We start from the raw sequence: 25,664 nt of genomic DNA, 5'->3' as shown, positions 1-25,664 counted from the left end.
AAAACCATAATCCGATAAATCAGACAAATTAAATAAAAGGTCGTCTGAAACTGTCTGTTTTTACCCACACACAGACCTTTCAGACGACCTCTTTTTCACCACTCAAACCGGCTTAAGGCGCGACCCGTTTACGGTTTGCCGCAGCCAAAAGCGCGAGCATTTCTTCGGTAGTATCCCAGCTGATGCAGGCATCGGTAATGCTTTGCCCGTAAACCTCGGGCTTGTCCTGTCTGCCTTCAACCAAATGGCTTTCCACCATCACGCCCATAATATTGTCCTCGCCGTTTTCCAGTTGCGCGGCAACATCTTGGGCAACTTCCATCTGCCGTCTGTAATCTTTACGGCTGTTTGCGTGGCTGCAATCGACCATCAGCTTGGGCGACAAGCCGGCTTTTATTAATTGTTCCGCCGCCGATTTGACGTGTTCGGTGCTGTAATTCGGCTCTTTACCGCCGCGCAGGATAACGTGGCAGTCGGGATTGCCGCCGGTATGCACAATGGCGGAATGCCCCGCTTTGGTTACAGACAGGAAGTGATGCGGATGACTTGCCGCGCCAATCGCGTCGATGGCGATTTTCAGATTGCCGTCCGTACCGTTTTTGAAACCGACCGGACAAGACAGACCGCTGGCGAGTTCTCGGTGTACCTGGCTCTCCGTCGTCCGCGCACCGATCGCGCCCCAAGAAATCAAGTCCGCGTAATATTGCGGCGTAATCATGTCGAGGAACTCCGTCGAAGCGGGCATGCCCATATTGTTCAGCGTCAGCAGCAAGCTGCGCGCCTGACGCAGGCCGTAGTTGATGTCGAACGTGCCGTCCAAGTGCGGGTCGTTAATCAGACCTTTCCAGCCGACCGTCGTGCGCGGTTTTTCAAAATACACGCGCATCACAATCAGCAATTCTTTTTCATATTTCTTGCGCAACACCAGCAAACGTTCGGCGTATTCCAAGGCGGCTTTGGGGTCGTGGATGGAACACGGGCCGATAATCACCAACAGGCGGTTGTCCTTGCCGTGAACCAAATCTGCGATTTCATGCCGCGTGCGGTGTACCAGCCCTGCCGCTTCCTCGGAAATCGGCAGTTCGTACAAATGGGCAATCGGCGGCAGCAGCTCTTTGACTTCTCTAATCTTAATATCGTCGGTAGGGTATTGTTGGGTCATTGTTATTGCTTTCAAATTCAGATAAATTAAGGCATAGATTACCTTCTTTACCTGTTTTAAACAAGCCTTTTAGCCATATTACGGCAATTTTATTTCAAAAAATTAAATTTTTGCTGTTTTTATATATTTAAATTTCTAAAATTCAAATTTTTTCGCAATAAAATTTTGATTAATTCAATAAGCAATACCTGCGTTGTCAACAATTTTCATCCTTCCCCAATAATCCTCCCGCCTTCCGACAGCATCTTTTTGACGAATACCTATAAGACTATTTCATCCAAAACTTGACCGCGGACAAGCCCTGCTTCGTTTTTACGCAAGCCGACATATCATTCACATTGAAATGTAGTAAAATAACAAAATATCAAAGCAATATCGCGCAGCCTGTGTTGCTTATCCTACACAACCCGCCCTGCCGCATCATTAAAATAACCATATATTCGTCGCACATCCCACACATCCTTCCCGCTCTTACTGAAAAGCCGTCCTACCTTTCAGACGACCTTTCTTTTCAACCTCAAAACAAGGAGCGTTACAATGAAAGCAGCACGTTTTTACGATAAAGGCGACATCCGCATCGAAGACATCCCCGAACCGACCGTCGCCCCCGGCACCGTCGGCATCAACGTCGCCTGGTGCGGCATCTGCGGTACCGACCTGCACGAATTTATGGAAGGTCCGATTTTCATCCCGCCCTGCGGCCATCCGCACCCGATTTCCGGCGAGTCCGCGCCCGTAACGATGGGACACGAATTCTCCGGCGTGGTTTATGCCGTCGGCGAAGGCGTGGACGACCTCAAAGTCGGACAACACGTCGTGGTCGAACCCTACATCATCCGTGATGATGTACCGACCGGCGAAGGCAGCAACTACCACCTCTCCAAAGACATGAACTTCATCGGCTTGGGCGGCTGCGGTGGCGGCCTTGCCGAAAAAATCGCCGTCAAACGCCGCTGGGTGCATCCGATTTCCGACAAAATCCCGTTAGACCAAGCCGCTTTGATTGAACCCCTGTCCGTCGGCCATCACGCCTACGTCCGCAGCGGCGCGAAAGCCGGCGACGTCGCATTGGTCGGCGGCGCTGGCCCGATCGGCTTGCTGCTTGCCGCCGTGTTGAAAGCCAAAGGCATCAAAGTCATCATTACCGAATTGAGCAAGGCGCGTAAAGACAAAGCCCGCGAATCAGGCGTTGCCGACTACATCCTCGACCCGTCCGAAGTCGATGTCATCGAAGAAGTGAAAAAACTGACCAACGGCGAAGGCGTGGATGTGGCATTCGAATGCACCAGCGTCAACAAAGTGCTGGATACTTTAGTGGCTGCCTGCAAACCTGCTGCCAACTTGGTCATCGTATCCATTTGGAGCCACCCCGCCACCATCAACGTCCACAGCGTCGTGATGAAAGAGCTGGACGTGCGCGGCACCATCGCCTACTGCAACGACCACGCCGAAACCATCAAACTGGTGGAAGAAGGCAAAATCAACCTCGAACCTTTCATCACCCAGCGTATCAAGCTGGACGAGCTGGTTTCCGAAGGCTTCGAGCGTCTGATTCACAACAACGAATCCGCCGTCAAAATCATCGTCAATCCCAACCTGTAAACGCCTGACGGATTGATAGAAACACAAAGGTCGTCTGAAAACCTCAAATCAAGATTTTCAGACGACCTTTTTATCCGCAAAGACAATTCACCCCATCATCCGCAATATCCGTCGGGCTATTGTCCATCAGTTATTTCCCAACGCCCCCAAACATCTGCAAAGGTCGTCTGAATGCCACGGTAAACGGTATGCCGATCCAAACGGAGGTTCGGTTTGCCGCCCCATGACCTAAGGACACGGCTCACCCGGCTGAGTGCCGCGCTGATGCTGTGTTTCTACGCCCTGCCCTCTCCTGCTCAAGACATCCTGACGCAGGCGGCACCTGCCGCCTACGAGCAGGCATGGCTGACTGTTTACCCGCAGGTCAAAATCAACGGCAGCATACGCGACGGTATCGAACCCTTCATGTCGCGTAACGGCGTGCTGTATGCGCGCCCCGAATCCCTGCGCGCCTACGGCATTGCCCTGCCCGACGCAGAAGCTGCCGAAGCAGGCAAAAACGGCGTCGTGCCTGAAATACAGGACGGCGCGTCCGCACCCGGCGCGGGCGTATGGTTCGAACTCTCCGCCATCCCCGGATTGCAGGCGAAATACGATGCCGCCGCGCAAACCCTTGATCTCACCGCCCCCTCGAATGGCAGCCTGACCTGAAAACCGCCCGAATCGGCGCACCGCAGGAAAACCGCTACGCCATCGCCAAACCCGGCTTTGCCGCCGTTCTGAACTATGACGCCAATATCTCGCGCAACCGCTCCGGCAACGGCACGCAGGGCGTTTTCGGCGAAATGCGCCTGAGTACGCCTTGGGGCTATCTGAACCACACCCAATTTGCCAACCGTAGCCGCAACAAAGAAAGCGGCTCCCGCGGCAACACCGCTCGTCTGGATACCTACTGGCGCACCGTCTGGCCCGAACAAGGCATATCGCTGACCGTCGGCGACACCCTGACCGGACAAATCGGCTCATGGGGCGGCACACGCATCGGCGGTATCAAAATCTCCCGCACTTACAACACCCGCCCGTGGAAACAAACCGCCCCGCTGCGTTCCTACCTCGGTAAAAGCACCCTACCCGGCACGGTCGACCTCTACCTCGACGGCGTCAAACAGATGAGCCGCGACATCGAAGCGGGCGAATACGAACTCATCCTGCCGCCGTCCATCAGCGGCCGCAGCAACGCCCAAGTCGTCGCCACCGACGTACTGGGGCGCACCGTCGTCGTCGATATGCCGCTTTACGGCGGCAGCGGACTTTTGGCAAAAGGCTTGAACGAATGGTCGTTTGAAGCAGGCCACGTCCGCCGCGATTACGGCATCCGTTCCGCCAAATACCAATCCGACCCCGCCGCCTCCGGCACACTGCGTTACGGCGTCAGCAATACCCTGACCGCCCAAATCCACGGCGAAGCCGCGCGCGGCTACCGTCAGGCGGGCATTGCCGCCGACACCGTATTGGGTTCGCTCGGACAACTCAATCTTAATTATGCCGAAAGCCGCTTTGCGGGCAAAACAGGACGGCGCGGCAGCGCGTTTTTCAGCACCCAATGGGACAGGCTCTCCTTCAGCGCGGGCGCAAGCCGTACCAACGGGCAATTTGCCGAACTGGGCGACACTGCATACGGCGCAGACTTTTTCAAAGCCACACGCCACCCCACCACATCCGCCTCCGCATCCGCAGGCTGGAGCAGCGACAAACTCGGCTCATTCAGCCTATCCTACGTCCATTCCCACACCGAAGGCAGTCCCGCCGACGGCGTAGGCTCGTTCGGCTGGAGCCGCAGCTTCAAAAACCGCACCTCGCTCTACGCCGGCGCCAATAAAAACTTCCGCAACAGGCGCGAACTGAGTTTCCACGCAGGCCTCTCCGTCAGCCTCGACAACGGCTATTCGACCTCCGCAGGCATCAGCAGAAACAAACACAACAACAGCTACCAAGCAACCCTGAACAAAACCAGCAGCGGCATGGGCAGCACCAGCTGGGGCATAGGCTGGCAGCAAAACGACAACGCAAACGGCAGCCGCAGCAACACTTTCAACGGCAACATCCGCCATCAAAACACCTACGGCGACGGCTGGGCAAACGTTTACAGCCAAAGCGGTAACAGCAACTGGAACGCAGGCTGGAGGGGCGGCCTCGTCCTCATGGGCGGCAGCCTCTTCGCCACCCGCCAAGTCAACGACAGTTTCGCCGTCGTCAGCACCGGCGATATGGCGGACGTCCCCATCCGCGCAGGCGGCATGCCCGTAGGCAAAACCAACCGCAAAGGGCTGGCACTGATCCCCAGCCTCTCCGCCTACCAAAAAAACACCGTCAGCGTCGATATTGCCGAATTGCCGCTGGACGTCCAGCTTGAACACACCGTCGCCGAAATCGCCCCGCCCGAACGCTCGGGCATGCGCGTCGAATTCAAAATCCAGCGCACCCGCGCCGCCACCATGACGCTGAAAGACGCACAAAACCAATTACTCCCGAGCGGCGGCAGCATTACTGCCGAAGACGGCACACCGGCAGCCGTAACCGGCTTCGACGGCAAAACATATATTGAAAACATGAAAGAAGGTAGAAACCGCTTCACCGTCACCCTCCCCGAAAACGGCGGCACTTGCACCTTCGAAGCGGACTACCCTGAAACACACAATCCGGATTCCATCCCGGAACTGGGAGACATCATATGCAGATAAATATAAAGAGAGGTCGTCTGAAAACCGCAAACCGTCTTTTCCGACAAATGACATTGCCTGTCGTATTCGGACTGCTGTCCCTGTCCGCAGGGCAAGCTTGGGCAAACAGCGGCGAAGCGGGTCCATTTGTGAAATGTACTGCCTCAGTACAAGGAAACGGAACCTTCAACGGCCATCCTGCCTTGGTATTTGGAAGTCAAGGCAACGGGGTCAACCTTCTGAACAACAACCAGCCGGAAGATATTCAAGCGACCATCCACTACCAATGTACCAATACTGACACCTATACCGCAAAAGTACGCTTGTGCTTTAATATTGATGGAGGCAGAAAATCTCCCGATAAATATATTCCTCGAACAATGGTTCATAGTCGGAATAACGCCCAAACACTGCAACTATCATTACTTAAGCCCGATGATACCAATTGGGGAACGGATAACACGGCAAATTCTCCCAGCAGCTTTGCAACCAACGTTTTCCACATCGGACTCAACAGCACTGTCAGCGGAACCATTCCCATCAAAGCCAGATTGATTAGCGGGCAAAGCAACGCCATTCCCACGAACTTGGGATCTTATATCGCAGACTTTACCGGTGGCTCCACCTCATTAAGCTGGAAGGCTGAACGTTATGCTAGAGGTCCCAACCCCTCAGATTGTGGGAACATCTTGACCAACAACCGCTTCCCCTTCGTCGTCCAAGCCCATGTTGCGCCCGTCTGCGAGTTCATCTCCGCCGACGACATCGACTTCGGCACACACACCGCAGGCAGTACCAACCTGAAACAGTCGGGCAACCTCACCGTCCGCTGCACCAACGGCACGCCCTACACCGTCGGTCTGATTCCTTCCAACGGTAATCAGGAAGGCAGGGGTGAGATGAAATCCACCAATCCCACCAACACCGACAAAGTCCCCTACCGCCTCAAAAAGGGCACTAATACGAACGCCCACCTCTGGGGCAACCAGCCTTCCGGTACGGGCAGCTGGCAAAAAGCCACCGGCGACGGCAGCAGCAAGACATACACCGTTGCGGCAGAAGTCCAAAATACCGACTACACCCCGGGCGAATATAAGGATAAGGTAACCGTCGATATCCGATACTGATCCGATAGGTCGTCTGAAAAACAGTGCGGCATTTCGGTTATCAAAATGCTTGCTCGAACTGTGCTTTCAATGATGCTGGCGTTCCTGCAAAACCTTGAATCTTTCCCAAATGCAAGCCTGCGACTTATCGTCAGGTTTGCTTTCGGAACATTCCGGTTTGGCAGGAACGCTTTTTTTCAGACGACCTCCCCCATACACTCCCGAAACAGCATAAAAAACTTTACATTTACCTCAAACAGGTTTAAAACTCTTCCTTTTCCCCTATTCAGAAATTTGTTAACAATTCCCCCCTAAGGAGCTCAACATGAAAGTAGGTTTCGTCGGCTGGCGCGGCATGGTCGGTTCGGTTTTGATGCAGCGTATGCAAGAAGAAAACGACTTCGCCCACATTCCCGAAGCATTCTTCTTCACCACATCCAACGTCGGCGGCGCGGCACCTGATTTCGGTCAGGCGGCTAAAACATTATTGGACGCGAACGATGTTGCCGAACTGGCGAAAATGGACATCATCGTAACCTGTCAAGGCGGCGATTACACCAAATCCGTATTCCAACCCCTGCGCGACAGCGGCTGGAACGGCTACTGGATTGACGCAGCGTCCTCCCTGCGCATGAAAGACGACGCGATTATCGTCCTCGACCCCGTCAACCGCAACGTCATCGACAACGGCCTCAAAAACGGCGTGAAAAACTATATCGGCGGCAACTGCACCGTCTCCCTGATGTTGATGGCGTTGGGCGGCCTGTTCCAAAACGATTTGGTCGAATGGGCGACCAGCATGACCTACCAAGCCGCATCCGGTGCGGGCGCGAAAAACATGCGCGAACTCATCAGCGGCATGGGCGCGATTCACGCCAAAGTAGCGGACGAGCTTGCCGATCCTTCCAGTGCGATTCTCGACATCGACCGCAAAGTGTCCGATTTCCTGCGCAGTGAAGACTATCCGAAAGCCAATTTCGGCGTACCGCTTGCCGGCAGCCTGATTCCGTGGATTGACGTGGATTTAGGCAACGGCCAGTCCAAAGAAGAATGGAAAGGCGGCGTGGAAACCAACAAAATCCTCGGCCGCAGCGACAATCCGACCGTGATTGACGGCTTGTGCGTCCGCATCGGCTCTATGCGCTGCCACAGCCAAGCCATCACCCTGAAGCTGAAAAAAGACCTGCCCGTTTCTGAAATCGAAGCGATTTTGGCAGGCGCGAACGACTGGGTGAAAGTCATCCCTAACGAAAAAGAAGCCAGCATCCACGAGCTGACGCCCGCCAAAGTCACCGGTACGCTGTCCGTCCCCGTCGGACGCATCCGCAAACTGGGCATGGGCGGCGAATACATCAGCGCCTTCACCGTCGGCGACCAGCTCTTATGGGGCGCAGCCGAACCCCTGCGCCGCGTGTTGCGCATCGTGTTAGGCAGTTTGTAAGATTTACAGACTAAACAAAAAAGCAACGGTTTATCCGTTGCTTTTTTTATGGCAAAGAAAACAGCATCCAATCATGCGGAGCGATGCCGTCCTGACTTTAACCGATTCACCCTATGAAAAGGTCGTCTGAAAACCCGAAATCCGATTTTCAGACGACCTCTTTCCATTCAAACAAGGGAAACCGTTTGACTGAAGCCCGTTTATGTTTCGGGCTGTTTCAGACGACCTCCCCCTTTTCTGTGCGCCGGTTAAATACCGCGCAGCAATTCGTTGACGCTGGTTTTGGCGCGGGTTTGCGCGTCCACGCGTTTGACGATGACGGCGCAGTAGAGGCTGTGGCTGCCGTCTTTGGAAGGCATACTGCCGGACACGACCACCGAGCCTGCCGGTACGCGGCCTTGATAGATTTCGCCGGTAGTACGGTCAAAGATTTTAGTAGATTGACCAATGAACACGCCCATGGAAATCACGCTGCCTTCTTCGACAATCACGCCTTCGACGATTTCGGAACGCGCGCCGATGAAGCAGTTGTCTTCAATAATGGTCGGGCTGGCTTGCAGGGGTTCGAGTACGCCGCCGATGCCGACGCCGCCGCTCAAGTGGACGTTTTTACCGATTTGGGCGCAAGAGCCGACGGTCGCCCAAGTATCGACCATCGCGCCTTCGTCAACGTATGCGCCGATGTTGACATAAGACGGCATCAAAACGACGTTTTTAGCAACGAAGCTGCCGCGACGCGCAACGGCACCGGGTACGGCGCGGAAACCGGCGGCGCGAAATTCGTCTTCCGACCAGTCGGCAAACTTGGTCGGCACTTTGTCGAAGTATTTGTTCACGCCGTCGTTGAGGACTTCGTTGTCTTGGATGCGGAAGGAAAGCAGGACGGCTTTTTTCGCCCATTCGTTGACTTTCCATTCGCCCACACCCAAGCGTTCGGCGACGCGAAATTTGCCTGAATCGAGTTGGCGGATGGTTTCCAACACGGCTTCTTTGACTTCGGGGGTAACGGTGGTCGGGGTGATGTCCGCGCGGTTTTCAAAGGCGGTTTCGATGATGTTTTGCAAAGACATGGGGATTCCTTTTGAAGAGGGTAAAAGGTCGTCTGAAAAATTCGGATGACCTGCAAACAGGCGGTATTTTGCCATGTAAACGCTTTGCCGTCAGCTTTTGCGGGGATACGGCGATCTTCCGACCCAATCCGGGCTTCTATAGTGGATTAAATTTAAATTAGGACAAGGCGACGAAGCCGCAGACAGTACAGATAGTACGGCAAGGCGAGGCAACGCCGTACTGGTTTAAAGTTAATCCACTATACAAACCGCCCCCGTTTAAAACAAAGCGGCACAATCAAACAAAAAGGTCGTCTGAAAACCTTAATTCCGAGTTTTCAGACGACCTCTTGGCAAATGCCTGAATCAGCCTGCCGATTCTACGCCATAAGGTTTGTTTGACGTTTTGATGGTCAGGGTCAGTGCGGCGGCGATGATAAGGAGGACACCGGCAAAAGTCATGGCATGTCCCGGGTCGGCGCCGAGCAAGTTCTCATAGATTTTACTGAAGGTAAGGGTTTGGATCAGCATCGGAATCACAATCATCATGTTGACGATGCCCATATACACGCCGTAACGCTCTTTCGGGATGGAATGCACGACAATCATAAACGGCACGCCCATCATACTTGCCCAGCCGATGCCGAATCCGATCATCGGGGCGAGCATCATGTTTTTATCGGTAACATGCGGAATCGCCAAAAGGGCGAGTGCGGCAAGGGTAACGGCAAAGGCGTGGACGTATTTGGCGGCGTATTTGCGCGCCATCCACATCAATCCGAAGGCGGAAATGAAGGTAACGACGTTGTAAAAACCATTGACCACACCGGTCCATGCCACTGCTTCTTTATAGGCGACAGGGTCGGCGGATGTGGAATTCCAGACCGATTTGACAATACTGTGGGAGATGAATTGCCAGTAGATGTAGAGTGCGTACCATTGGAAGAGGTAAACCGAAGCGAGCTGCCATAAGGGTTTCGGCATGTCTTTGATGGCATGGTAAATTTCTTTAACGGCTTCAACAGGACCGCCGGATTGGGCTTTAACCTCCGCCATTTTTTCAGGGGAAGGCTCATGCTCGGGTGTGGACAATACGGTCACTAAAACAGAACCGATGGAGCAGACGGCGCCAATATAGAACGAGCCGAATACCCAGTAGGGGATGCCTGCTTCGGAGGTTTGGTTCAACCAGTCAATTTTCTTGAAGGCATAGAGCGATATGTTGGCAAGGGTAATGCCCAAGCCGGTAAACACGGACTGCATCAAGAAGCCGGTGGATTGTTGGTGTTCGGGGACGGTATCGGCGATGAAGGCGCGGAAGGGTTCCATGGCGGTATTGTTGCTGATGTCCAAGAGCCACAGCAGCAATACGGCAACCCACAATGCGGTAACGTGCGGATAGAAGAACAGACACAAGCTGCAACCGATGGCGCCGAGCAGGAAATACGGACGGCGGCGGCCGAGTCCGGGAATCCATGTACGGTCGCTCATGGCGCCGATAAGGGGCTGCACCAGCAAACCGGTAATCGGTCCTGCCATATTGAGATAAGGCAGTTTTGCAGGGTCAGCTTGCAAGAAACTGAAAATCGGGTTGATGGCGGTTTGCTGCAAACCGAAGCTGTATTGAATGCCGAAGAAGCCGAAGTTCATCAGCATAATCTGGCGAAGCGTCAGGGATACTTGTGGGGAAATCTTCATTTTGAAGCGACTCCTGGACTTTATAAGAAGAAAACATGGAACAAACAAACTGCGGGAACACTGCGTAATCGAAGCGGTTGGGCCGCTTTCTTTATTCTTTGGCGTATCGTGTTGATACGTTGCAAATGGATAGCGTGATGTGTTGTTTGTGTTTTCAGACGACCTTTTATTGTCGTATGTTGCTGCTTCATGAAGCAGACGTCGTCTGAAAGAATGTTTTACTTCAATGCCGTAACCGACTGTCGCCAAATCGTTTCCCCGACAACCCGAACGGGCGGACGGACGGTTTCTTTGGTCTCGATAATGTCGAACAGGATTTCCGCCGCCAGCGCGCCCATGCGCATATAGGGCAGCTCGGTGCTGGTCAGCGGCGGGAACAGGGTTTCGGCAATCGCGCTGTGGTTGTCGTAACCTGCCACCGATACCTGCTCCGGAACACGCACGCCGCGCGTCCTCAAAATGCCGTAAACGCGAACCGCCATTTCGTCGTTGCCGCAGCAAATGACCGTCGGCGGGTCGGCAAGCGACAATAATTTCAATACTGCCGCAATCAAAGGTTCGCTGTCGTTGGCAAAGTCGGTGATGCCGGTTTGCACCAAGTCGGGATCGAATACCATGTCCGATTCATCCAAAGCGCGGCGGTAGCCCGCCAAACGCAGCCGCGTCGCTTCTGCGCCCACCTGCAAAGTAATGTAGGCGATACGGCGGTGTCCGTGACGGATGATGTTGCGTACCAAATCGTATTGCCCGCGCTCGTCGTCCGGCAACACCGACGGCGTACCTGCCGCGTCGAAGCAGTTGACCAAAACCATCGGACAGCGGTTGGGCAGTTCGGGCAGGACGATTTCGCGGTGCGATTCGGTTACATACAAAATGCCTTCCGCGCGGTGCTCCATAAACGTCCTGACCAAAGGGTCGATTTGCTCGTAGCGGTTGTCCGTATCCGCAATCATCAGCGTTTTGCCCGCTTCGCGGATTTTCTGCTGGATACCTTTGATTAAAAACATGTCCGGCAGACCGTGTACCCCGCCGTATTCGCCCGTGCGTGAGATGGCGCCGGTAATCAGTCCGACCAAGTCCGAGCGGTTCGACCGCATCACCCGCGCTGCCGAAGACGGGATATAACCCAAAGCCGCAATCGCTGTTTCGACTTTTGCACGGGTTTTATCGCTGACTGGCGCATCGCCGTTGATGACGCGGCTGACCGTTTTGGGTGAGACGCCCGCATAAGCAGCAACATCATAAATTGTAGCCATCTTACGACTCCCGCCTCAGCCCTGTTTCATTTGATTACGTAGCATAGCACACCAGACATCGGTGTCATACCGAAAATTTTAAAAAACCTTGATAAAAATCAAGCATATAAATTGCCAATTGCATACAATTCCTACGCCGTTTGACTATCCATATTCGCCAAACCCGCGCCCCTTTGTTAAACTACATACGACTACATAAATATTCACCCTATCGAACCAATCACCACAACGACAATCTATAACTGAATCACATCCCCCGAATGAGCGGGGCGAACCCAATCCCGAAGGAAACCCGATGACCGCATTTACCGAAGCATGGCAAGCCCTTGAACAACACCGGCTCGACACACAACACCTCCACCTGCGCGACCGCTTCGCCGCCGAACCCGACCGCTTCGGCAATATGCACGAAACCCTCGACGGCCTCCTCTTCGATTACAGCAAAAACCGCCTCGGCGAAGACACTTTGCAACTCTTGTGCCGCCTTGCCGAAGCCTCGCCCCTTGCCGGACAAATGCACGCCATGCAAAACGGCGAAAAAATCAACCTCAGCGAACACCGCGCCGTTCTCCATACCGCTCTGCGCCTGCCTGCCGATGCCGCGCCCGTTTACGTTGACGGCGAAAACATCCTCCCCAAAATCCACCGTGAACTCGACTGCGCCCTCGCCTTCGCCGAATCACTCAACAACGGCAGCCACAGGGGCATCACCGACAAACCCATCACCGACTTCGTCCACATCGGCATAGGCGGCTCCGACCTCGGCCCCAGAATGTGCGTAGAAGCCCTCAAAGCCTACCGCCAAAACATCCGCGTCCACTTCGTCAGCAATTCAGACGACGCCGACATCAGCCGCACACTCGCCCACCTCAAGCCCGAAACCACCGTATTCAGCATCGCCAGCAAATCCTTCCGCACGCCCGAAACCCTGCTCAACGCCTACGCCGCCCGCGCTTGGTATCGTGATGCAGGTTTGCCCGAATCCGGCATCTACCGCCACTTCTGCGCCATCTCCTCCGACGTTGCCGCCGCCCGAAACTTCGGCATCGCCCCCGACAACGTCTTCGCCATGTTCGACTGGGTCGGCGGACGCTATTCCGTCTGGTCAACCATCGGCCTGCCCGTCATGGTCGCCGTCGGCACCGACCGCTTCCGCGAACTCCTAGCCGGCGCGCACGCCATGGACACCCACTTCTTCCAAACCCCCTACCGCCGCAACATCCCCGTCCTCATGGCTCTCATCAGCATCTGGTACAACAACTTCCAGCACGCCGACGGACAAACCGCCGTCCCATACAGCCACAACCTGCGCCACCTCCCCTCGTGGCTCAACCAGCTCGACATGGAAAGCCTGGGCAAAAACCGCACCGCCGACGGACAACCCGTTCCCCATACCACAGGCGGCATCGTCTTCGGCGAAGAAGGCGTCAACTGCCAACACGCCTATTTCCAACTCCTCCACCAAGGCACACGGCTCATCCCCTGCGACTTCATCGTCCCCATGACCACCGCCTACGGCATCAACCGCCAACACCGCTTCACCGTCGCCAACGCCTTCGCCCAAGCCGAAGCCCTGATGAAAGGCAAAACCCTCGAAGAAGCCCGCGCCGAACTTGCCGACCTGCCCGAAGCCGAACGCGAACGCCTCGCCCCGCAAAAAGAATTCCCCGGCAACCGCCCGAGCAACAGCCTCCTCCTCAGCGCTACCGACCCCCGCCGCCTCGGCATACTCATGGCGGCATACGAACACCGCACCTTCATCCAAGGCGCGATTTGGGGCATCAACCCCTTCGACCAATGGGGCGTCGAATACGGCAAAGAACTCGCCAAAACCATCGAACCCGAACTCGACCGCGGCGACCCGCAGCACGACAGTTCTACCAACGGCCTCATCGCCTTCTACCGAGCCAGCCAAAACCGATAGGCAGTTCAAACATAAAGGTCGTCTGAAAACCCGATTTTTGAGTTTTCAGACGACCTTTGTGTTAATCGTTTTCGTGGACAAAGTCCACGCTACAGCTACGGCGTAAGTGTTGTCAACAGGCTATGTAGCGTGGGCTATGCCCACGAGCCATTGGAGATTCCAGCAAACCGCCTAAAATCCCAGACGCAAAAAAAGCAGACCCAACAGGTCTGCTTTCAATCTTTTCTATTAATCCAGATTCAAAACCGCGGAGGTGTAAACGTCCTGCACGTCGTCCAAATCTTCCAGCGCGTCAATCAGTTTCTGCATTTTGACGGCATCGTCGCCGGAGAGTTCGGTTTCGTTTTGGGCGCGCATGGTGACGTCGCCGTCAACGGATTTGTAGCCTGCGGTTTCCAATGCCGCTTTTACGCCCGCCCAGTCGTTCGGGGCAGTGATGACTTCGATGGAGCCGTCGTCGTTGGCAATCACGTCTTCCGCACCGGCTTCCAGAGCGGCTTCCATCAGCGCGTCTTCGTCAACGCCGGGTTCGAACACCAAATAACCTTGATGCACAAAGTTGAACGCCACGCAGCCGTCGGTGCCCAAGTTGCCGCCGTTTTTGGTGAATGCGTGGCGCACGTCGGCGACGGTGCGGGTTTTGTTGTCGGTCAGGCAGTCCACCATCAACGCTGCACCGCCGATGCCGTAGCCTTCGTAGCGCAACTCGATGTATTCCACGCCTTCCAAATTGCCCGTACCTTTGTCGATGGCGCGTTGCACGTTGTCTTTGGGCATATTGTTTTCGGCGGCTTTTTCCAAAGCCAGGCGCAGGCGCGGGTTGGCGCCGGGGTCGCCGCCGCCCATGCGGGCTGCAACGGTGATTTCTTTAATCAAACGGGTGAAGATTTTGCCGCGTTTGGCATCTTGACGGGCTTTTTTATGCTGGATATTCGCCCACTTGCTATGACCTGCCATATATGGATTCCTTTCGATTTTCCGCCTTATCCGGCGGGCTTTTGCTCATTTTCAAAGGGCGCATTTTAACATAGGTTGGATATGCCTAAAATATTTCAGACGACCCTTCATCCTGCCAAAGGGTCGTCTGAAAACGCTGCCTGCGCCCGAAAAAACGCAAAAATCTTGTCTTTGCCCAAACCTGACCCTTTTTTTCGTTTGCCTCACAAAAGGTTTACGGTATCATGCAGGCCTGCTTCAGGATTGTTGACAACTTGGGGCAAAACGGACGAAGCCGGCCTGCTCGCCGCACCGTCCGACACAACGGCATTCGACGGAGTAACCGCCGCAGATTGCCGTCATCTGTTCATTTTTCAATATAAGGTTTGTAATTATGGAAGAAACATTGTCTGCACTGGTGGGCGCAGTCAATCTGATTCTGTGGGATTACATGTTGATTTACGCCCTTTTGGGCATCGGCCTGTTTTTCACACTCTATCTAGGCGCGCCGCAGATTACTAAATTGGGGGCGGGGTTTAAATCCGTTTTCGGCGGTTTGTTTTCCAAAAAAGACAAAGACGATAAATCTTTGTCGCAATTCCAAGCGCTCGCCGTTGCCGTCTCCGCCCAAATCGGTACGGGCAACGTCGCCGGCGTGGCAACCGCCATTACCGCAGGCGGGCCGGGTGCGATTTTTTGGATGTGGCTTTCCGCCGTTTTGGGGATGTCCACGATTTTTGCCGAAGCCTTGCTCGCGCAAAAATACCGCGTCGTCAGCCACGGCAAATACATCGGCGGTCCCGCGTTCTACATCACGCATGGTCTGACCCCGAAAATCGGGCGCGGGGCGGCACGTTTCTTATCGGGCTTCTTCTCTATCGCCCTGATTATCGCGCTGGGCTTCATCGGTAACGCGACGCAGGCAAACTCCATCGCCTCCTCCGTTACCATCGCCTTTAACGTACCGGCATTGGCAGTAGGCATCGTCCTCGCCGTCCTCGCGGGCATGATCATCGTCGGCGGCGTTAACCGCATTGCCAACATCGCCCAATTCGTCGTGCCGTTTATGGCGATTATCTATATCTTGTGTGCCGTCGTTATCCTGTTCAAATTCTCCGACCACATCATACCGATGTTCAACCACATCTTTACCGCCGCTTTCAATCCTGAAGCCGTTTTAGGCGGCGCAGCCGGTATCGGTATGCGCGAAGCCGTCCGCTTCGGTGTGGCACGCGGCTTGTTCTCCAACGAAGCGGGTATGGGTTCGACGCCGCACGCACACGCTACCGCCGACGTAAACCACCCCGTTCAACAAGGCTTGGCGGCATTTATCGGCGTCTTCATCGACACCATATTGGTCTGCACCGCCACCGCGCTGATTATCCTCCTGACCGATGCCAACCTTTCCGGCGAACAAGGCGCGGCGGTGACCCAATTCGCCTTCAGCAAAGCCTTCCCCGGCTTCGGTTCGCAACTGCTCGCCGTCTGTCTGACCTTCTTCGCCTTCACCACCATCATCGGCTGGTACTACTTCGGCGAGTCCAACATCCGCTTCCTCTTCAGAGGAAAACACTTGGGCATCTACCGCGCGCTCGTGCTGCTGGCTATCGTGTTGGGTACGCTGGGCAAAGTCGATTTGGTTTGGAGCCTGTCCGATATGTTCAACGGCTTCATGGTCATCCCCAACTTAATCGCCCTATTCCTCTTGCGCAAGGAAATCCGCGCCGTTTACGACGATTATCTGGCGCAGAAAAAAGCCGGCAAAGACTTGTCCTACCAATATGAATTCCACGAATTCCACGACAAGGCTTAATCCGCAATCGTAAAAAGGTCGTCTGAAAATTTTCAGACGACCTTTTTTATCCCCTAATCATTGAACCGATTAATGTTTTTTTGTACAATCCCCGCCATCTCAACCCTTTCTCAGGCCGTCGCAAAAGCGGCCTGAACCTTTTTGCAAAGAAAGCCCATGTCCCAAGAAATCCTCGACCAAGTGCGCCGCCGCCGCACGTTTGCCATCATCTCCCACCCCGACGCGGGTAAAACCACGCTGACTGAAAAACTCTTGCTGTTTTCAGGCGCGATTCAGAGCGCGGGTACGGTGAAAGGCAAGAAAACCGGCAAATTCGCCACCTCCGATTGGATGGAAATCGAGAAGCAACGCGGCATTTCCGTGGCATCAAGCGTGATGCAGTTTGACTACAAAGACCACACCGTCAACCTTTTGGACACGCCGGGACACCAAGACTTCTCCGAAGACACTTACCGCGTTTTGACCGCCGTGGACAGCGCATTGATGGTCATCGACGCGGCAAAAGGCGTGGAAGCACAAACCATCAAACTCTTGAACGTCTGCCGCCTGCGCAATACGCCGATTGTGACGTTCATGAACAAATACGACCGCGAAGTGCGCGATTCTTTGGAATTGCTGGACGAAGTGGAAAACATTTTAAAAATCCGCTGTGCGCCCGTAACCTGGCCGATCGGCATGGGCAAAAACTTCAAAGGCGTGTACCACATCCTGAACGACGAAATCTATCTCTTCGACGCAGGCGGCGAACGCCTGCCGCACGAGTTCGACATCATCAAAGGCATCAATAATCCCGAATTGGAACAACGCTTTCCGCTGGAAATCCAGCAGCTGCGCGACGAAATCGAATTGGTGCAGGCGGCTTCCAACGAGTTCAATCTCGACGAATTTCTCGCCGGCGAACTCACGCCCGTGTTCTTCGGTTCGGCGATTAACAACTTCGGTATTCAGGAAATCCTCAATTCGTTGATCGACTGGGCGCCCGCGCCGAAACCGCGCGACGCGACCGTGCGCATGGTCGAACCGGACGAGCCGAAGTTTTCCGGATTTATCTTTAAAATCCAAGCCAATATGGACCCGAAACACCGCGACCGCATCGCCTTTTTGCGCGTCTGCTCCGGCAAATTCGAGCGCGGCATGAAGATGAAACACCTGCGCATCAACCGCGAAATCGCCGCCTCCAGCGTGGTTACGTTCATGTCGCACGACCGCGAGCTGGTGGAAGAGGCCTACGCGGGCGACATCATCGGCATCCCAAACCACGGCAACATCCAAATCGGCGACAGCTTCTCCGAAGGCGAACAACTGGCGTTCACCGGCATCCCCTTCTTCGCGCCCGAACTGTTCCGCAGTGTCCGCATCAAAAACCCGCTGAAAATCAAACAACTGCAAAAAGGTTTGCAACAACTCGGCGAAGAAGGTGCGGTTCAAGTATTCAAACCGATGAGCGGCGCAGATTTGATTTTGGGCGCGGTCGGCGTGTTGCAGTTTGAAGTCGTTACCTCGCGCCTCGCCAACGAATACGGCGTGGAAGCCGTGTTCGACAGCGCATCCATCTGGTCGGCACGCTGGGTATCGTGCGAAGACAAGAAAAAACTGGCGGAGTTTGAAAGAGCCAACGCGGGCAACCTCTCCATCGACGCAGGCGGCAACCTCGCCTACCTCGCACCCAACCGCGTGAATTTGGGACTTACACAAGAACGCTGGCCGGACATCGTGTTCCACGAAACGCGCGAGCATTCGGTAAAACTGTAATAGATTAAAAAGGTCGTCTGAAACCCTGACAGGACAGACGATTAGAATCTTTTTTATGCAATCTACGTCTATGATTTGAAGGAATGTTGATGAAAAAACAAATTGTATTGGCTGTCGCCCTGCTTCTGACCACTGCTGCCGCAAACGCCGGCGGAGCCAAACTCTCCTGCGGCAAACAGAAATGGGATGGAACAGAATTCGGCGTGACCAAATGCCGTTATTCAGGTAACTCTTTATCTGACGCTTATACTGCTGCTTTAAAAAAAGAGGGGGGAAACGGAGTACTGCCCAAAACCCTGCCAACCCGTAATATGAAACGTCAAATAAACGAAGAAACGGAAACCTCCATTCAATGGACTGGCAAAAAAATAGTCAATGTTTGCGTAAATAGCGAGGGATTCGATTGTTTCGAATTGAAACAGCAAAAAGATCATGTGGATGTTACATTTACAGTCGCAACACCATAAGTCTTGGTTTAGGTCGTCTGAAAACTCAGTATAGCAACAAGCATAGATACCTGATACAGCCGACCAATTTAGCCTAATTCGGAGAAAATCATGCAAAAACTGCTTTTAGCGGCAGTATTCATGGCAAGCATGCAATTTGCTGCCGCCGAACGCGCACCCATAGCAATTCCTAAAAAAGTACAGGAAGCCATCAATGAAGATAAACAAACCTGCCGTGAAATGGGGGGAAAATTCTCTGTTGGTCAAGCTTTGGATATTATCGATTTGAATAACGACGGTTATCATGATTTTGTCTACGACATGAGCAAGGTCACTTGCGCCAACGCACCTGATCTGGGCGGCTCCGGCGACTGGGCGGTCACTGTTTTTGCAGGTCAACCGGATGGTTCTGCCAAACAGGCATTTCTTCATGGCGCAGTCGGAACAAAAATCATCGGCAACAAACTTTATTTAGGCGTGGGTGGAGAATTATGCGGCGAAGACACACGCGGTAAAGTACGCGCACAATATCAAAATTGTATCCGTCCGCTACAATGGAATGCACGCAAGAAAGTGTTTGAGTTTGCGCCCGTCTCACAGAAAAAATCTTTCCCAAAAAGCTTGCAGCGTTAAGGACAAAATCAATCATTCGGTCGTCTGAAACCCGTAAACTGCACCTTCACAAAGGTGCAGTTTTTTATTCCTGCCTACAACTAGGTGCTTCATCTTTTTAGGTATGACGACAACCATGAGTGTTGCAGTTTAAAATTAAAAAAGCCGAGTCCTGCAATATACAGAACCCGGTTTTATTCAAAACGTCCGAACAGTCTCTTATACGCGCCCAATTTTTGCCGGGCAATTCAAGTTTTCAGACGACCTTTTAGCGTATCAAACCATCCGTTTTATTCAAACGGGCGCACTTCCAAACCGAACATACGGCGGGCAGTGTTCAGCATTTGGCAGCTGAAGCCCCACTCGTTGTCGTACCAGGCGAACACTTTGACCATATTGCCGTCGGTTACTTTGGTCAGCGTTGCGTCAAAGGTGCTGGCTTGGGTGGTGTGGTTGAAGTCCATAGACACCAGCGGCAGCGTGTTGTAGCCCAATACGCCTTTCAGACGACCTTCTTCTGAAGCGGCCTTCATCAACGCATTGATTTCTTCGACACTCGTATCGCGCGCGGCTTGGAAGCTCAAATCCACCAATGAGACATTGACGGTCGGCACGCGGATGGCGAGGCCGTCGAGTTTACCTTTCAGTTCAGGCAATACCAAACCGACGGCTTTTGCCGCACCGGTTTTGGTCGGAATCATGTTTTCCACACCGCTGCGGGCGCGGCGCAAGTCTTTATGGCGCACGTCGGTCACGGTTTGGTCGTTGGTCAGGGCGTGGATGGTGGTCATCGCGCCTTTGACGATGCCAATGTTTTCGCTCAATACTTTGGCGACTGGAGCGAGGCAGTTGGTGGTACAGGAAGCATTGGAGATGACGGTCATGTCGTCGGTAATCACGTCGTCGTTCACGCCGTAGACGATGGTCGCATCAACGTCAGCCTCGCCAGGTGCGGAAATCAGCACTTTTTTCGCGCCGCTTTCGAGATGGACATTGGCTTTGGATTTGCTGGTGAACGAGCCGGTGCATTCCATTACCAAGTCCACGCCCAAGTCGCGCCAGGGCAGTTCGGCGGGGTTGCGGGTGGAGAAAAATGGGATTTTGCGGCCGTTGATGATGAGATGGGTTGCATCGTGGGAAATGTCGGCATTAAAGCGACCGTGAACGGTATCGAATTTGGTCAGATGGGCGTTGGTTTCGAGGCTGCCGCTGGCGTTGACGGCGACGACTTCAAGTTGGTCTTGCAGGTTGTAATCGTAGATGGCGCGTAATACTTGGCGGCCGATGCGGCCATATCCGTTAATGGCGACTTTAATGCCCATGTTTTTTCCTTTTGGGGTATAGGGTGGTTAACTGATTCGCGCATTATAGCAAAATTGTAGTGTGATGTAATTAACATTTTATCAAATAAATCTTGTTCAATCATATCTGCTTATTTTTATCCCAAAAAGATAATGAATTATTTTGTTCTACAAAACACCATATAAGGAAATTTATATTTCAATTATATTTAAAATATACACATTTAATCTTGGTTTCCCACTCTCTCAAAAAAGGGAAAACCCGCATCTTTCTGATTTTATTTATTTGAAAAAGATAATCTCCAACCAAATTCCGCTACATCACGCAACAAAACTCCCCGCCATTCCCTCCCTTTTATCTTAAAAATCAATAAATACAATCCTATGCCTAATTTCATAATAAATTAACAAACCCCTACCCTCCTCCCCAAATCTCCCGTTTTCAAGGCATAAAGCGCGTTCTTAAGCGGAGGCTGCTTGAAGATTCCGTCCCACTGTTTTAAAATAAAAATGTTACGTTATATCAATTGGAGAGAGAAAAACATGAAACATTGGAAACTCGGCGTCATCGCTGCATTAATGTCCGGCGCAGTTTACGCAGCCCCGATGAACGTCGTCACCAGCTTCAGCATTTTGGGCGACGTTACCAAACAAATCGGCGGCGACCGTGTTGCCGTACAAAATTTGGTCGGCGCCAACCAAGACAGCCACGCCTATCACATGACCAGCGGCGACATCAAAAAAATCCGCAGTGCCAAATTAGTCCTGCTCAACGGCTTGGGTTTGGAAGCCGCCGACGTGCAGCGTGCCGTCAAACAAAGCAAAGTCCCCTTTGCCGAAGCAACCAAAGGCATACAGGCGCTTAAAGCCGAAGAAGGCGAACATCATCACGACCACGAAGGCCACCACCACGACCACGGCGAATTTGACCCGCACGTCTGGACCGACCCCGTCTTGATGACGACCTACGCCCAAAACGTCGCCAACGCCCTGATTCAGGCAGACCCCGAAGGCAAAGCCTATTACCAACAACGCTTGGGCAACTACCAAGTACAGCTGAAAAAACTGCACAGCGACGCTCAAGCTGCGTTTAACGCCGTTCCCGCTGCCAAGCGCAAAGTCCTGACCGGACACGATGCCTTCTCCTACATGGGCAAACGCTACAATATCGAGTTCATCGCCCCACAAGGCGTGAGCAGCGAAGCCGAACCGTCCGCCAAACAAGTGGCTTCCATCATCCGCCAAATCAAACGCGAAGGCATCAAAGCCGTGTTCACCGAAAACATCAAAGACACGCGCATGGTTGACCGCATCGCCAAAGAAACCGGCGTCAACGTCAGCGGCAAGCTCTACTCCGACGCACTCGGCGGCGCACCTGCCAATACTTACATCGGCATGTATCGCTACAACGTCAAAGCCTTGACTGATGCGATGAAAAAATAAAACCGCAGTATTCAGCGTGCGCTGACAAACCAAAAGGTCGTCTGAAACAAGCTTGGCAAACTAAGCCAAACCCGTTTCAGACGACCTTTTATCATTCGTTTTGAAAGCGCTGCATCATTGTATATCGACAACGACCGCAGCATTGACACTCACTTTACTCGTCGTCTTCCAATTCTTCTTGTGCACCTTTTTCGGCAAAATGACCCAGCAGCCAAATCAAAGCGCCGCCACCGGTAACACCGGCTTTAATCCACATTGCAGTATCTTCTCCCCAGTTATAAATCCATGCTAAAACTTTCGGCACAGCATTCATATAATTCAAACCGAACGCTAAAAGACCTAGGATAAACAAAGTGCTGCCAAAACTTTTCATGAAGATTCCTTTCGATGAAAATCAGAGGGTTATAGGAAATACAACTTGTTAAAAAGATTACTTTCTACCGAATACAAATGTAAAACGATATCATTATAATCGAAATAAATTAAAAAATATATTTTTAAACAAAATAAATACTTGATAACGTTATTAATTTTTTACATCCAAGAACGATGGATGCTCCTCTTCAAAAGAAGGGTCGTCTGAAAAACCTTAAATCCTGTTTTCAGACGACCATACTCCCGTATCTTCACCAAACTGCCTGAAATACAGCTAAAAATCCGTTTTTCCCACTTGCCAAGCCTGTTAAATTTTTTTACGATACAGCCATAGATTGTAAACAAAGGCCACAAGCCGACTGTTTTTTCAGACGACATTACCCCTGTCAGACCTCATTTCTATAACCGTAAGCTGCCAAGCGGCTGTTTTCATACCACATCAAAGCAAGAGGTATCAACGTGTCTGATTCCAAAACAAACGAACGCGCGACGTTTAGCAACCGCCGCGCGTTTATGGTTGCCGCCATCGGTTCTGCCGTCGGCCTGGGCAACATTTGGCGCTTCCCCTACATCACCTTCGAAAACGGCGGCGGTGCGTTCCTCCTACCCTATCTGGTCGCGCTCTTAACTGCGGGCATCCCGCTGCTGCTGATCGACTACGCCATCGGCCACCGCTACCGCGGCTCGCCCCCGCTGGCTTTCCGTCGCCTCGGCCGCTGGTTCGAGCCTGTGGGCTGGTGGAACGTAATGGCCAATATCATCATCTGTATCTACTACGCAGTCATCATCGGCTGGTCGGCAAGCTATGCGTATTACTCGCTGAACGCGGCATGGGGCGCAGATCCGCAGGCGTTTTTCTTTAAAGACTTCTTAAACATGGCAGGCCCTGAAGCCTTGGGCTTGGATTTTGTCGGCAAAGTCGTCGGCCCGCTGATCGGCGTATGGCTGTTTACCTGCATCATCATGGCTTTGGGCGTACAAAAAGGTGTGGCAGGCGCATCGTCGTTTTTCATGCCGCTGCTTTTGATTATGTTCATCATCATGGTCGGCATCTCGCTGACGCTGCCGGGCGCGGCTAAGGGCTTGGACGCGCTGTTTACGCCCGACTGGTCGAAACTTTCCGATCCCAAAGTTTGGGTCGCCGCATACGGTCAGATTTTCTTCTCGCTCTCCATCTGCTTCGGCATCATGGTGACTTACTCTTCCTACCTGAAGAAAAAAACCGATTTGGGCGGTACCGGCTTGGTTGTCGGCTTTGCCAACAGCAGCTTTGAATTGCTCGCCGGCATCGGCGTATTCGCCGCGCTGGGCTTTATGGCACAAGCCAATGGACAAGCCGTCAGTCAAGTTGCTTCCAGCGGCATCGGTTTGGCTTTCATCGCCTTCCCGACCATCATCAACCAAGCTCCGATGGGTGCGCTGATCGGCGTATTGTTCTTCGGTTCGCTGGTATTCGCAGGCATTACCTCGATGATTTCCATCGTCGAAGTCATCGTTGCCGCCATTCAGGACAAATTGAACATCGGCCGCGTCAACGCTACCCTGCTTGTCTGCATTCCGATGGGCATTATCTCCACTCTGCTCTTCGGCACGACCACCGGCCTGCCCGTTTTGGACGTATTGGACAAATTCGTCAACACCTACGGCATCGTCGCCGCCGGCTTCGTCTATGTTTTGGCCATCATCGCCCTGCGCAAACTGCCCGAACTGCGCAACCACCTGAACGCGCTCTCCTCCGTCCGCGTCGGTGCGATTTGGACTGCCAGCGTCATCTTTACCGTTGCCATGCTCGGCTATATGTTGTACCAAGACACAATCGGCCTGCTTAAAGAAAACTACTCGAAATATCCCAGCGATTTCCTCAATATCTTCGGCTGGGGCATGTCGATCGGTCTGATTGTCATCTCCGTGGTACTGTCGCTTCTGCCTTGGAAGCATGGTCAAAACTTCAACGTCAAAGACGAACACGAACATGAACAAGGAGACAAAGAATGAGCACCTCAGCCATCGTCATGATGATTATCGCACTCGTCGTCATCTGGGGCGGATTCATTCTGTCCGTATGGCGGCTGCCTGAAGAATAGGCTTTTTTCCAACAAGTGTTGCAGACACCGCACAGGTCGTCTGAAACCCAAACGCCCCGAAACCGCGTTGTGGCTTCGGGGCGTTTTATTGCCGCCAAATCCAAGACAGACCAAGCTTTCCATCTATCAGCCGAGTAACCGTACCGCACAAAAGCAACATTAGACCTTTTGCGAAAGTATCCTGAAGATTTACAATTCCCAAATGAAATACGAAAACCTCATCCAAAGAAGCGACAGGGAATTCAAACGGCTCACAGGTGTAACGCCCGTCCTTTTTCACGAAATGCTGAAAGTCACCACAGAAGCAGAAAGCCGGAAGGTCAAGTCAGGCAGGCCGCATACGCTCAGCTTGGCAGACCAACTGCTGCTTACCCTGAGCTATCTGCGTCATTACCATACCCAACTCGAATTGGCCGCCATCTACGGCCTTTCTGAAAGTAATGTCTGCCGCACCATCCGTAAAACCGAGGACGCCCTCATCCGTTGCAAACGCTTTTCCCTGCCAAAACACAAGAATCCGGGCGATCAAACGGTCATCATTGACGTTACCGAAAGCCCGATTGAACGTCCCAAAAAAACAGCGGCAGTATTACAGCGGCAAGAAAAAGCGGCACACGGTTAAAATCCAGGTCATATACGGCAGAGAAACTGAAAAAATCATCAGCATCCGGACGGGGATGGGTGCTCAGCATGACATGCGTTTAGCCAAGAGGCACCTTGCAGAGCTTTATCCCTACAAAATAGTCATTGCGGATAAGGGTTATCAAGGATTGGCTAAAACCGGATTACAGACCCCGAAAAAGAAATCCAAACATCATCCGCTGAACAAACAGGATAAAGAGGCGAACAGGCGGTTAGGCAAACTCAGAACCGTCATCGAGCACATCAACAGGAAACTGAAGATATTCAAAATCTTGTCGCTGCCTTACCGCAACAGGCGGAAACGGTTCGGGTTAAGGGTAAATCTGATTGCAGGACTGGTTAATGCGATGGGATGAATATTT

The 25,664-nt window shown here is 53.0% G+C and carries 21 protein-coding genes; 14 read left to right on the top strand and 7 right to left on the bottom strand.

Annotated elements, in window-relative coordinates; all coding sequences use genetic code 11:
• Positions 1–112 precede the first annotated feature (112 nt).
• Positions 113–1,162, bottom strand: coding sequence for a 3-deoxy-7-phosphoheptulonate synthase AroG (gene aroG / locus ACMYUL_RS08750; protein ID WP_415770027.1), 1,050 nt, complete (start codon positions 1,160–1,162; stop codon positions 113–115).
• A gap of 537 nt (positions 1,163–1,699) precedes the next feature.
• On the opposite strand from aroG, the gene ACMYUL_RS08745 reads away from it, so the two are divergent.
• The 5 genes from ACMYUL_RS08745 (at position 1,700) to asd (ending at position 7,971) form a co-directional block, all read left to right on the top strand.
• Positions 1,700–2,764: a 2,3-butanediol dehydrogenase gene (locus ACMYUL_RS08745; RefSeq protein WP_415770025.1), complete on the top strand. Its 1,065-nt coding sequence runs from the start codon at positions 1,700–1,702 to the stop codon at positions 2,762–2,764.
• Between the two features lie 213 nt (positions 2,765–2,977).
• A complete protein-coding gene (locus ACMYUL_RS08740; RefSeq protein ID WP_415770023.1) occupies positions 2,978–3,415 on the top strand; it encodes a hypothetical protein in 438 nt (145 codons plus the stop codon).
• A gap of 134 nt (positions 3,416–3,549) precedes the next feature.
• Positions 3,550–5,445, top strand: a complete 1,896-nt coding sequence (locus ACMYUL_RS08735) for a fimbria/pilus outer membrane usher protein (protein WP_415770021.1) — start codon at positions 3,550–3,552, stop codon at positions 5,443–5,445.
• Positions 5,436–6,551, top strand: a complete 1,116-nt coding sequence (locus ACMYUL_RS08730; RefSeq protein WP_415770019.1) for a spore coat U domain-containing protein — start codon at positions 5,436–5,438, stop codon at positions 6,549–6,551. The genes ACMYUL_RS08735 and ACMYUL_RS08730 overlap by 10 nt, the downstream gene beginning before the upstream one ends.
• Positions 6,552–6,855: 304 nt before the next feature.
• Positions 6,856–7,971, top strand: coding sequence for an aspartate-semialdehyde dehydrogenase (gene asd, locus ACMYUL_RS08725; RefSeq protein ID WP_070492507.1), 1,116 nt, complete (start codon positions 6,856–6,858; stop codon positions 7,969–7,971).
• Positions 7,972–8,219: 248 nt separating this feature from the next.
• Here the strand turns inward: asd and dapD are convergent, their stop codons facing one another.
• From dapD to ACMYUL_RS08710, 3 genes are all read right to left on the bottom strand, one after another.
• Entirely contained in the window at positions 8,220–9,041 is an 822-nt protein-coding gene (gene dapD, locus ACMYUL_RS08720; protein ID WP_342031092.1) for a 2,3,4,5-tetrahydropyridine-2,6-dicarboxylate N-succinyltransferase, read from the bottom strand.
• 345 nt (positions 9,042–9,386) lie between these two features.
• Positions 9,387–10,718: an MFS transporter gene (locus tag ACMYUL_RS08715; protein WP_415770016.1), complete on the bottom strand. Its 1,332-nt coding sequence runs from the start codon at positions 10,716–10,718 to the stop codon at positions 9,387–9,389.
• A 218-nt stretch (positions 10,719–10,936) separates the two neighbouring features.
• On the bottom strand, positions 10,937–11,974 hold the full coding sequence (locus ACMYUL_RS08710; protein WP_415770014.1) for a LacI family DNA-binding transcriptional regulator: 1,038 nt from the start codon (positions 11,972–11,974) through the stop codon (positions 10,937–10,939).
• A gap of 295 nt (positions 11,975–12,269) precedes the next feature.
• Between ACMYUL_RS08710 and pgi the strand changes: the two genes are divergently transcribed.
• Positions 12,270–13,898, top strand: coding sequence for a glucose-6-phosphate isomerase (gene pgi, locus ACMYUL_RS08705; protein ID WP_415770012.1), 1,629 nt, complete (start codon positions 12,270–12,272; stop codon positions 13,896–13,898).
• Positions 13,899–14,126: 228 nt separating this feature from the next.
• Here pgi and ACMYUL_RS08700 read toward each other — a convergent pair whose 3' ends face one another.
• Positions 14,127–14,855, bottom strand: a complete 729-nt coding sequence (locus ACMYUL_RS08700; RefSeq protein WP_049229960.1) for a YebC/PmpR family DNA-binding transcriptional regulator — start codon at positions 14,853–14,855, stop codon at positions 14,127–14,129.
• A gap of 373 nt (positions 14,856–15,228) precedes the next feature.
• On the opposite strand from ACMYUL_RS08700, the gene ACMYUL_RS08695 reads away from it, so the two are divergent.
• From ACMYUL_RS08695 to ACMYUL_RS08680, 4 genes are all read left to right on the top strand, one after another.
• Complete coding sequence (locus tag ACMYUL_RS08695) at positions 15,229–16,647, top strand: alanine/glycine:cation symporter family protein (protein ID WP_415770010.1); 1,419 nt, start codon at positions 15,229–15,231, stop codon at positions 16,645–16,647.
• Positions 16,648–16,803: 156 nt separating this feature from the next.
• Positions 16,804–18,399 carry a peptide chain release factor 3 gene (locus ACMYUL_RS08690; RefSeq protein ID WP_415770008.1) on the top strand — a complete coding sequence of 532 codons (1,596 nt, stop codon included), beginning with the start codon at positions 16,804–16,806 and terminating at the stop codon, positions 18,397–18,399.
• An 89-nt stretch (positions 18,400–18,488) separates the two neighbouring features.
• On the top strand, positions 18,489–18,866 hold the full coding sequence (locus ACMYUL_RS08685; RefSeq protein ID WP_246830443.1) for a cytochrome C: 378 nt from the start codon (positions 18,489–18,491) through the stop codon (positions 18,864–18,866).
• A gap of 90 nt (positions 18,867–18,956) precedes the next feature.
• On the top strand, positions 18,957–19,478 hold the full coding sequence (locus tag ACMYUL_RS08680) for a hypothetical protein (RefSeq protein ID WP_415770006.1): 522 nt from the start codon (positions 18,957–18,959) through the stop codon (positions 19,476–19,478).
• Between the two features lie 269 nt (positions 19,479–19,747).
• Here ACMYUL_RS08680 and gap read toward each other — a convergent pair whose 3' ends face one another.
• A complete protein-coding gene (gene gap / locus ACMYUL_RS08675; protein ID WP_060974969.1) occupies positions 19,748–20,779 on the bottom strand; it encodes a type I glyceraldehyde-3-phosphate dehydrogenase in 1,032 nt (343 codons plus the stop codon).
• 522 nt (positions 20,780–21,301) lie between these two features.
• Between gap and ACMYUL_RS08670 the strand changes: the two genes are divergently transcribed.
• Positions 21,302–22,201 carry a metal ABC transporter solute-binding protein, Zn/Mn family gene (locus ACMYUL_RS08670; RefSeq protein ID WP_415770004.1) on the top strand — a complete coding sequence of 300 codons (900 nt, stop codon included), beginning with the start codon at positions 21,302–21,304 and terminating at the stop codon, positions 22,199–22,201.
• 154 nt (positions 22,202–22,355) lie between these two features.
• On the opposite strand, the gene ACMYUL_RS08665 is transcribed toward ACMYUL_RS08670, so the two are convergent.
• A complete protein-coding gene (locus tag ACMYUL_RS08665; protein ID WP_070496432.1) occupies positions 22,356–22,574 on the bottom strand; it encodes a cell division protein in 219 nt (72 codons plus the stop codon).
• A 461-nt stretch (positions 22,575–23,035) separates the two neighbouring features.
• Between ACMYUL_RS08665 and ACMYUL_RS08660 the strand changes: the two genes are divergently transcribed.
• The 3 genes from ACMYUL_RS08660 (at position 23,036) to ACMYUL_RS08650 (ending at position 25,658) form a co-directional block, all read left to right on the top strand.
• Positions 23,036–24,571 carry a sodium-dependent transporter gene (locus tag ACMYUL_RS08660; RefSeq protein ID WP_415770001.1) on the top strand — a complete coding sequence of 512 codons (1,536 nt, stop codon included), beginning with the start codon at positions 23,036–23,038 and terminating at the stop codon, positions 24,569–24,571.
• The gene (locus ACMYUL_RS08655) at positions 24,568–24,660 is read left to right on the top strand and encodes a methionine/alanine import family NSS transporter small subunit (protein WP_009311042.1); all 93 of its coding nucleotides are present in this window, start codon (positions 24,568–24,570) and stop codon (positions 24,658–24,660) included. Before ACMYUL_RS08660 ends, ACMYUL_RS08655 begins: the two co-directional genes overlap by 4 nt.
• Before the next feature lie 202 nt (positions 24,661–24,862).
• A protein-coding gene (locus ACMYUL_RS08650; protein ID WP_415769999.1) for an IS5 family transposase occupies positions 24,863–25,658 on the top strand; the annotation gives its coding sequence in 2 pieces (ribosomal slippage) (positions 24,863–25,228 and positions 25,230–25,658; 795 coding nt in all).
• Positions 25,659–25,664: the final 6 nt, after the last annotated feature.

Origin of the sequence: Neisseria sp. CP9 (genome assembly GCF_047758525.1) — a bacterium.
GTDB lineage: Bacteria > Pseudomonadota > Gammaproteobacteria > Burkholderiales > Neisseriaceae > Neisseria.
This window is presented reverse-complemented; position numbering and strand designations above follow the sequence as displayed.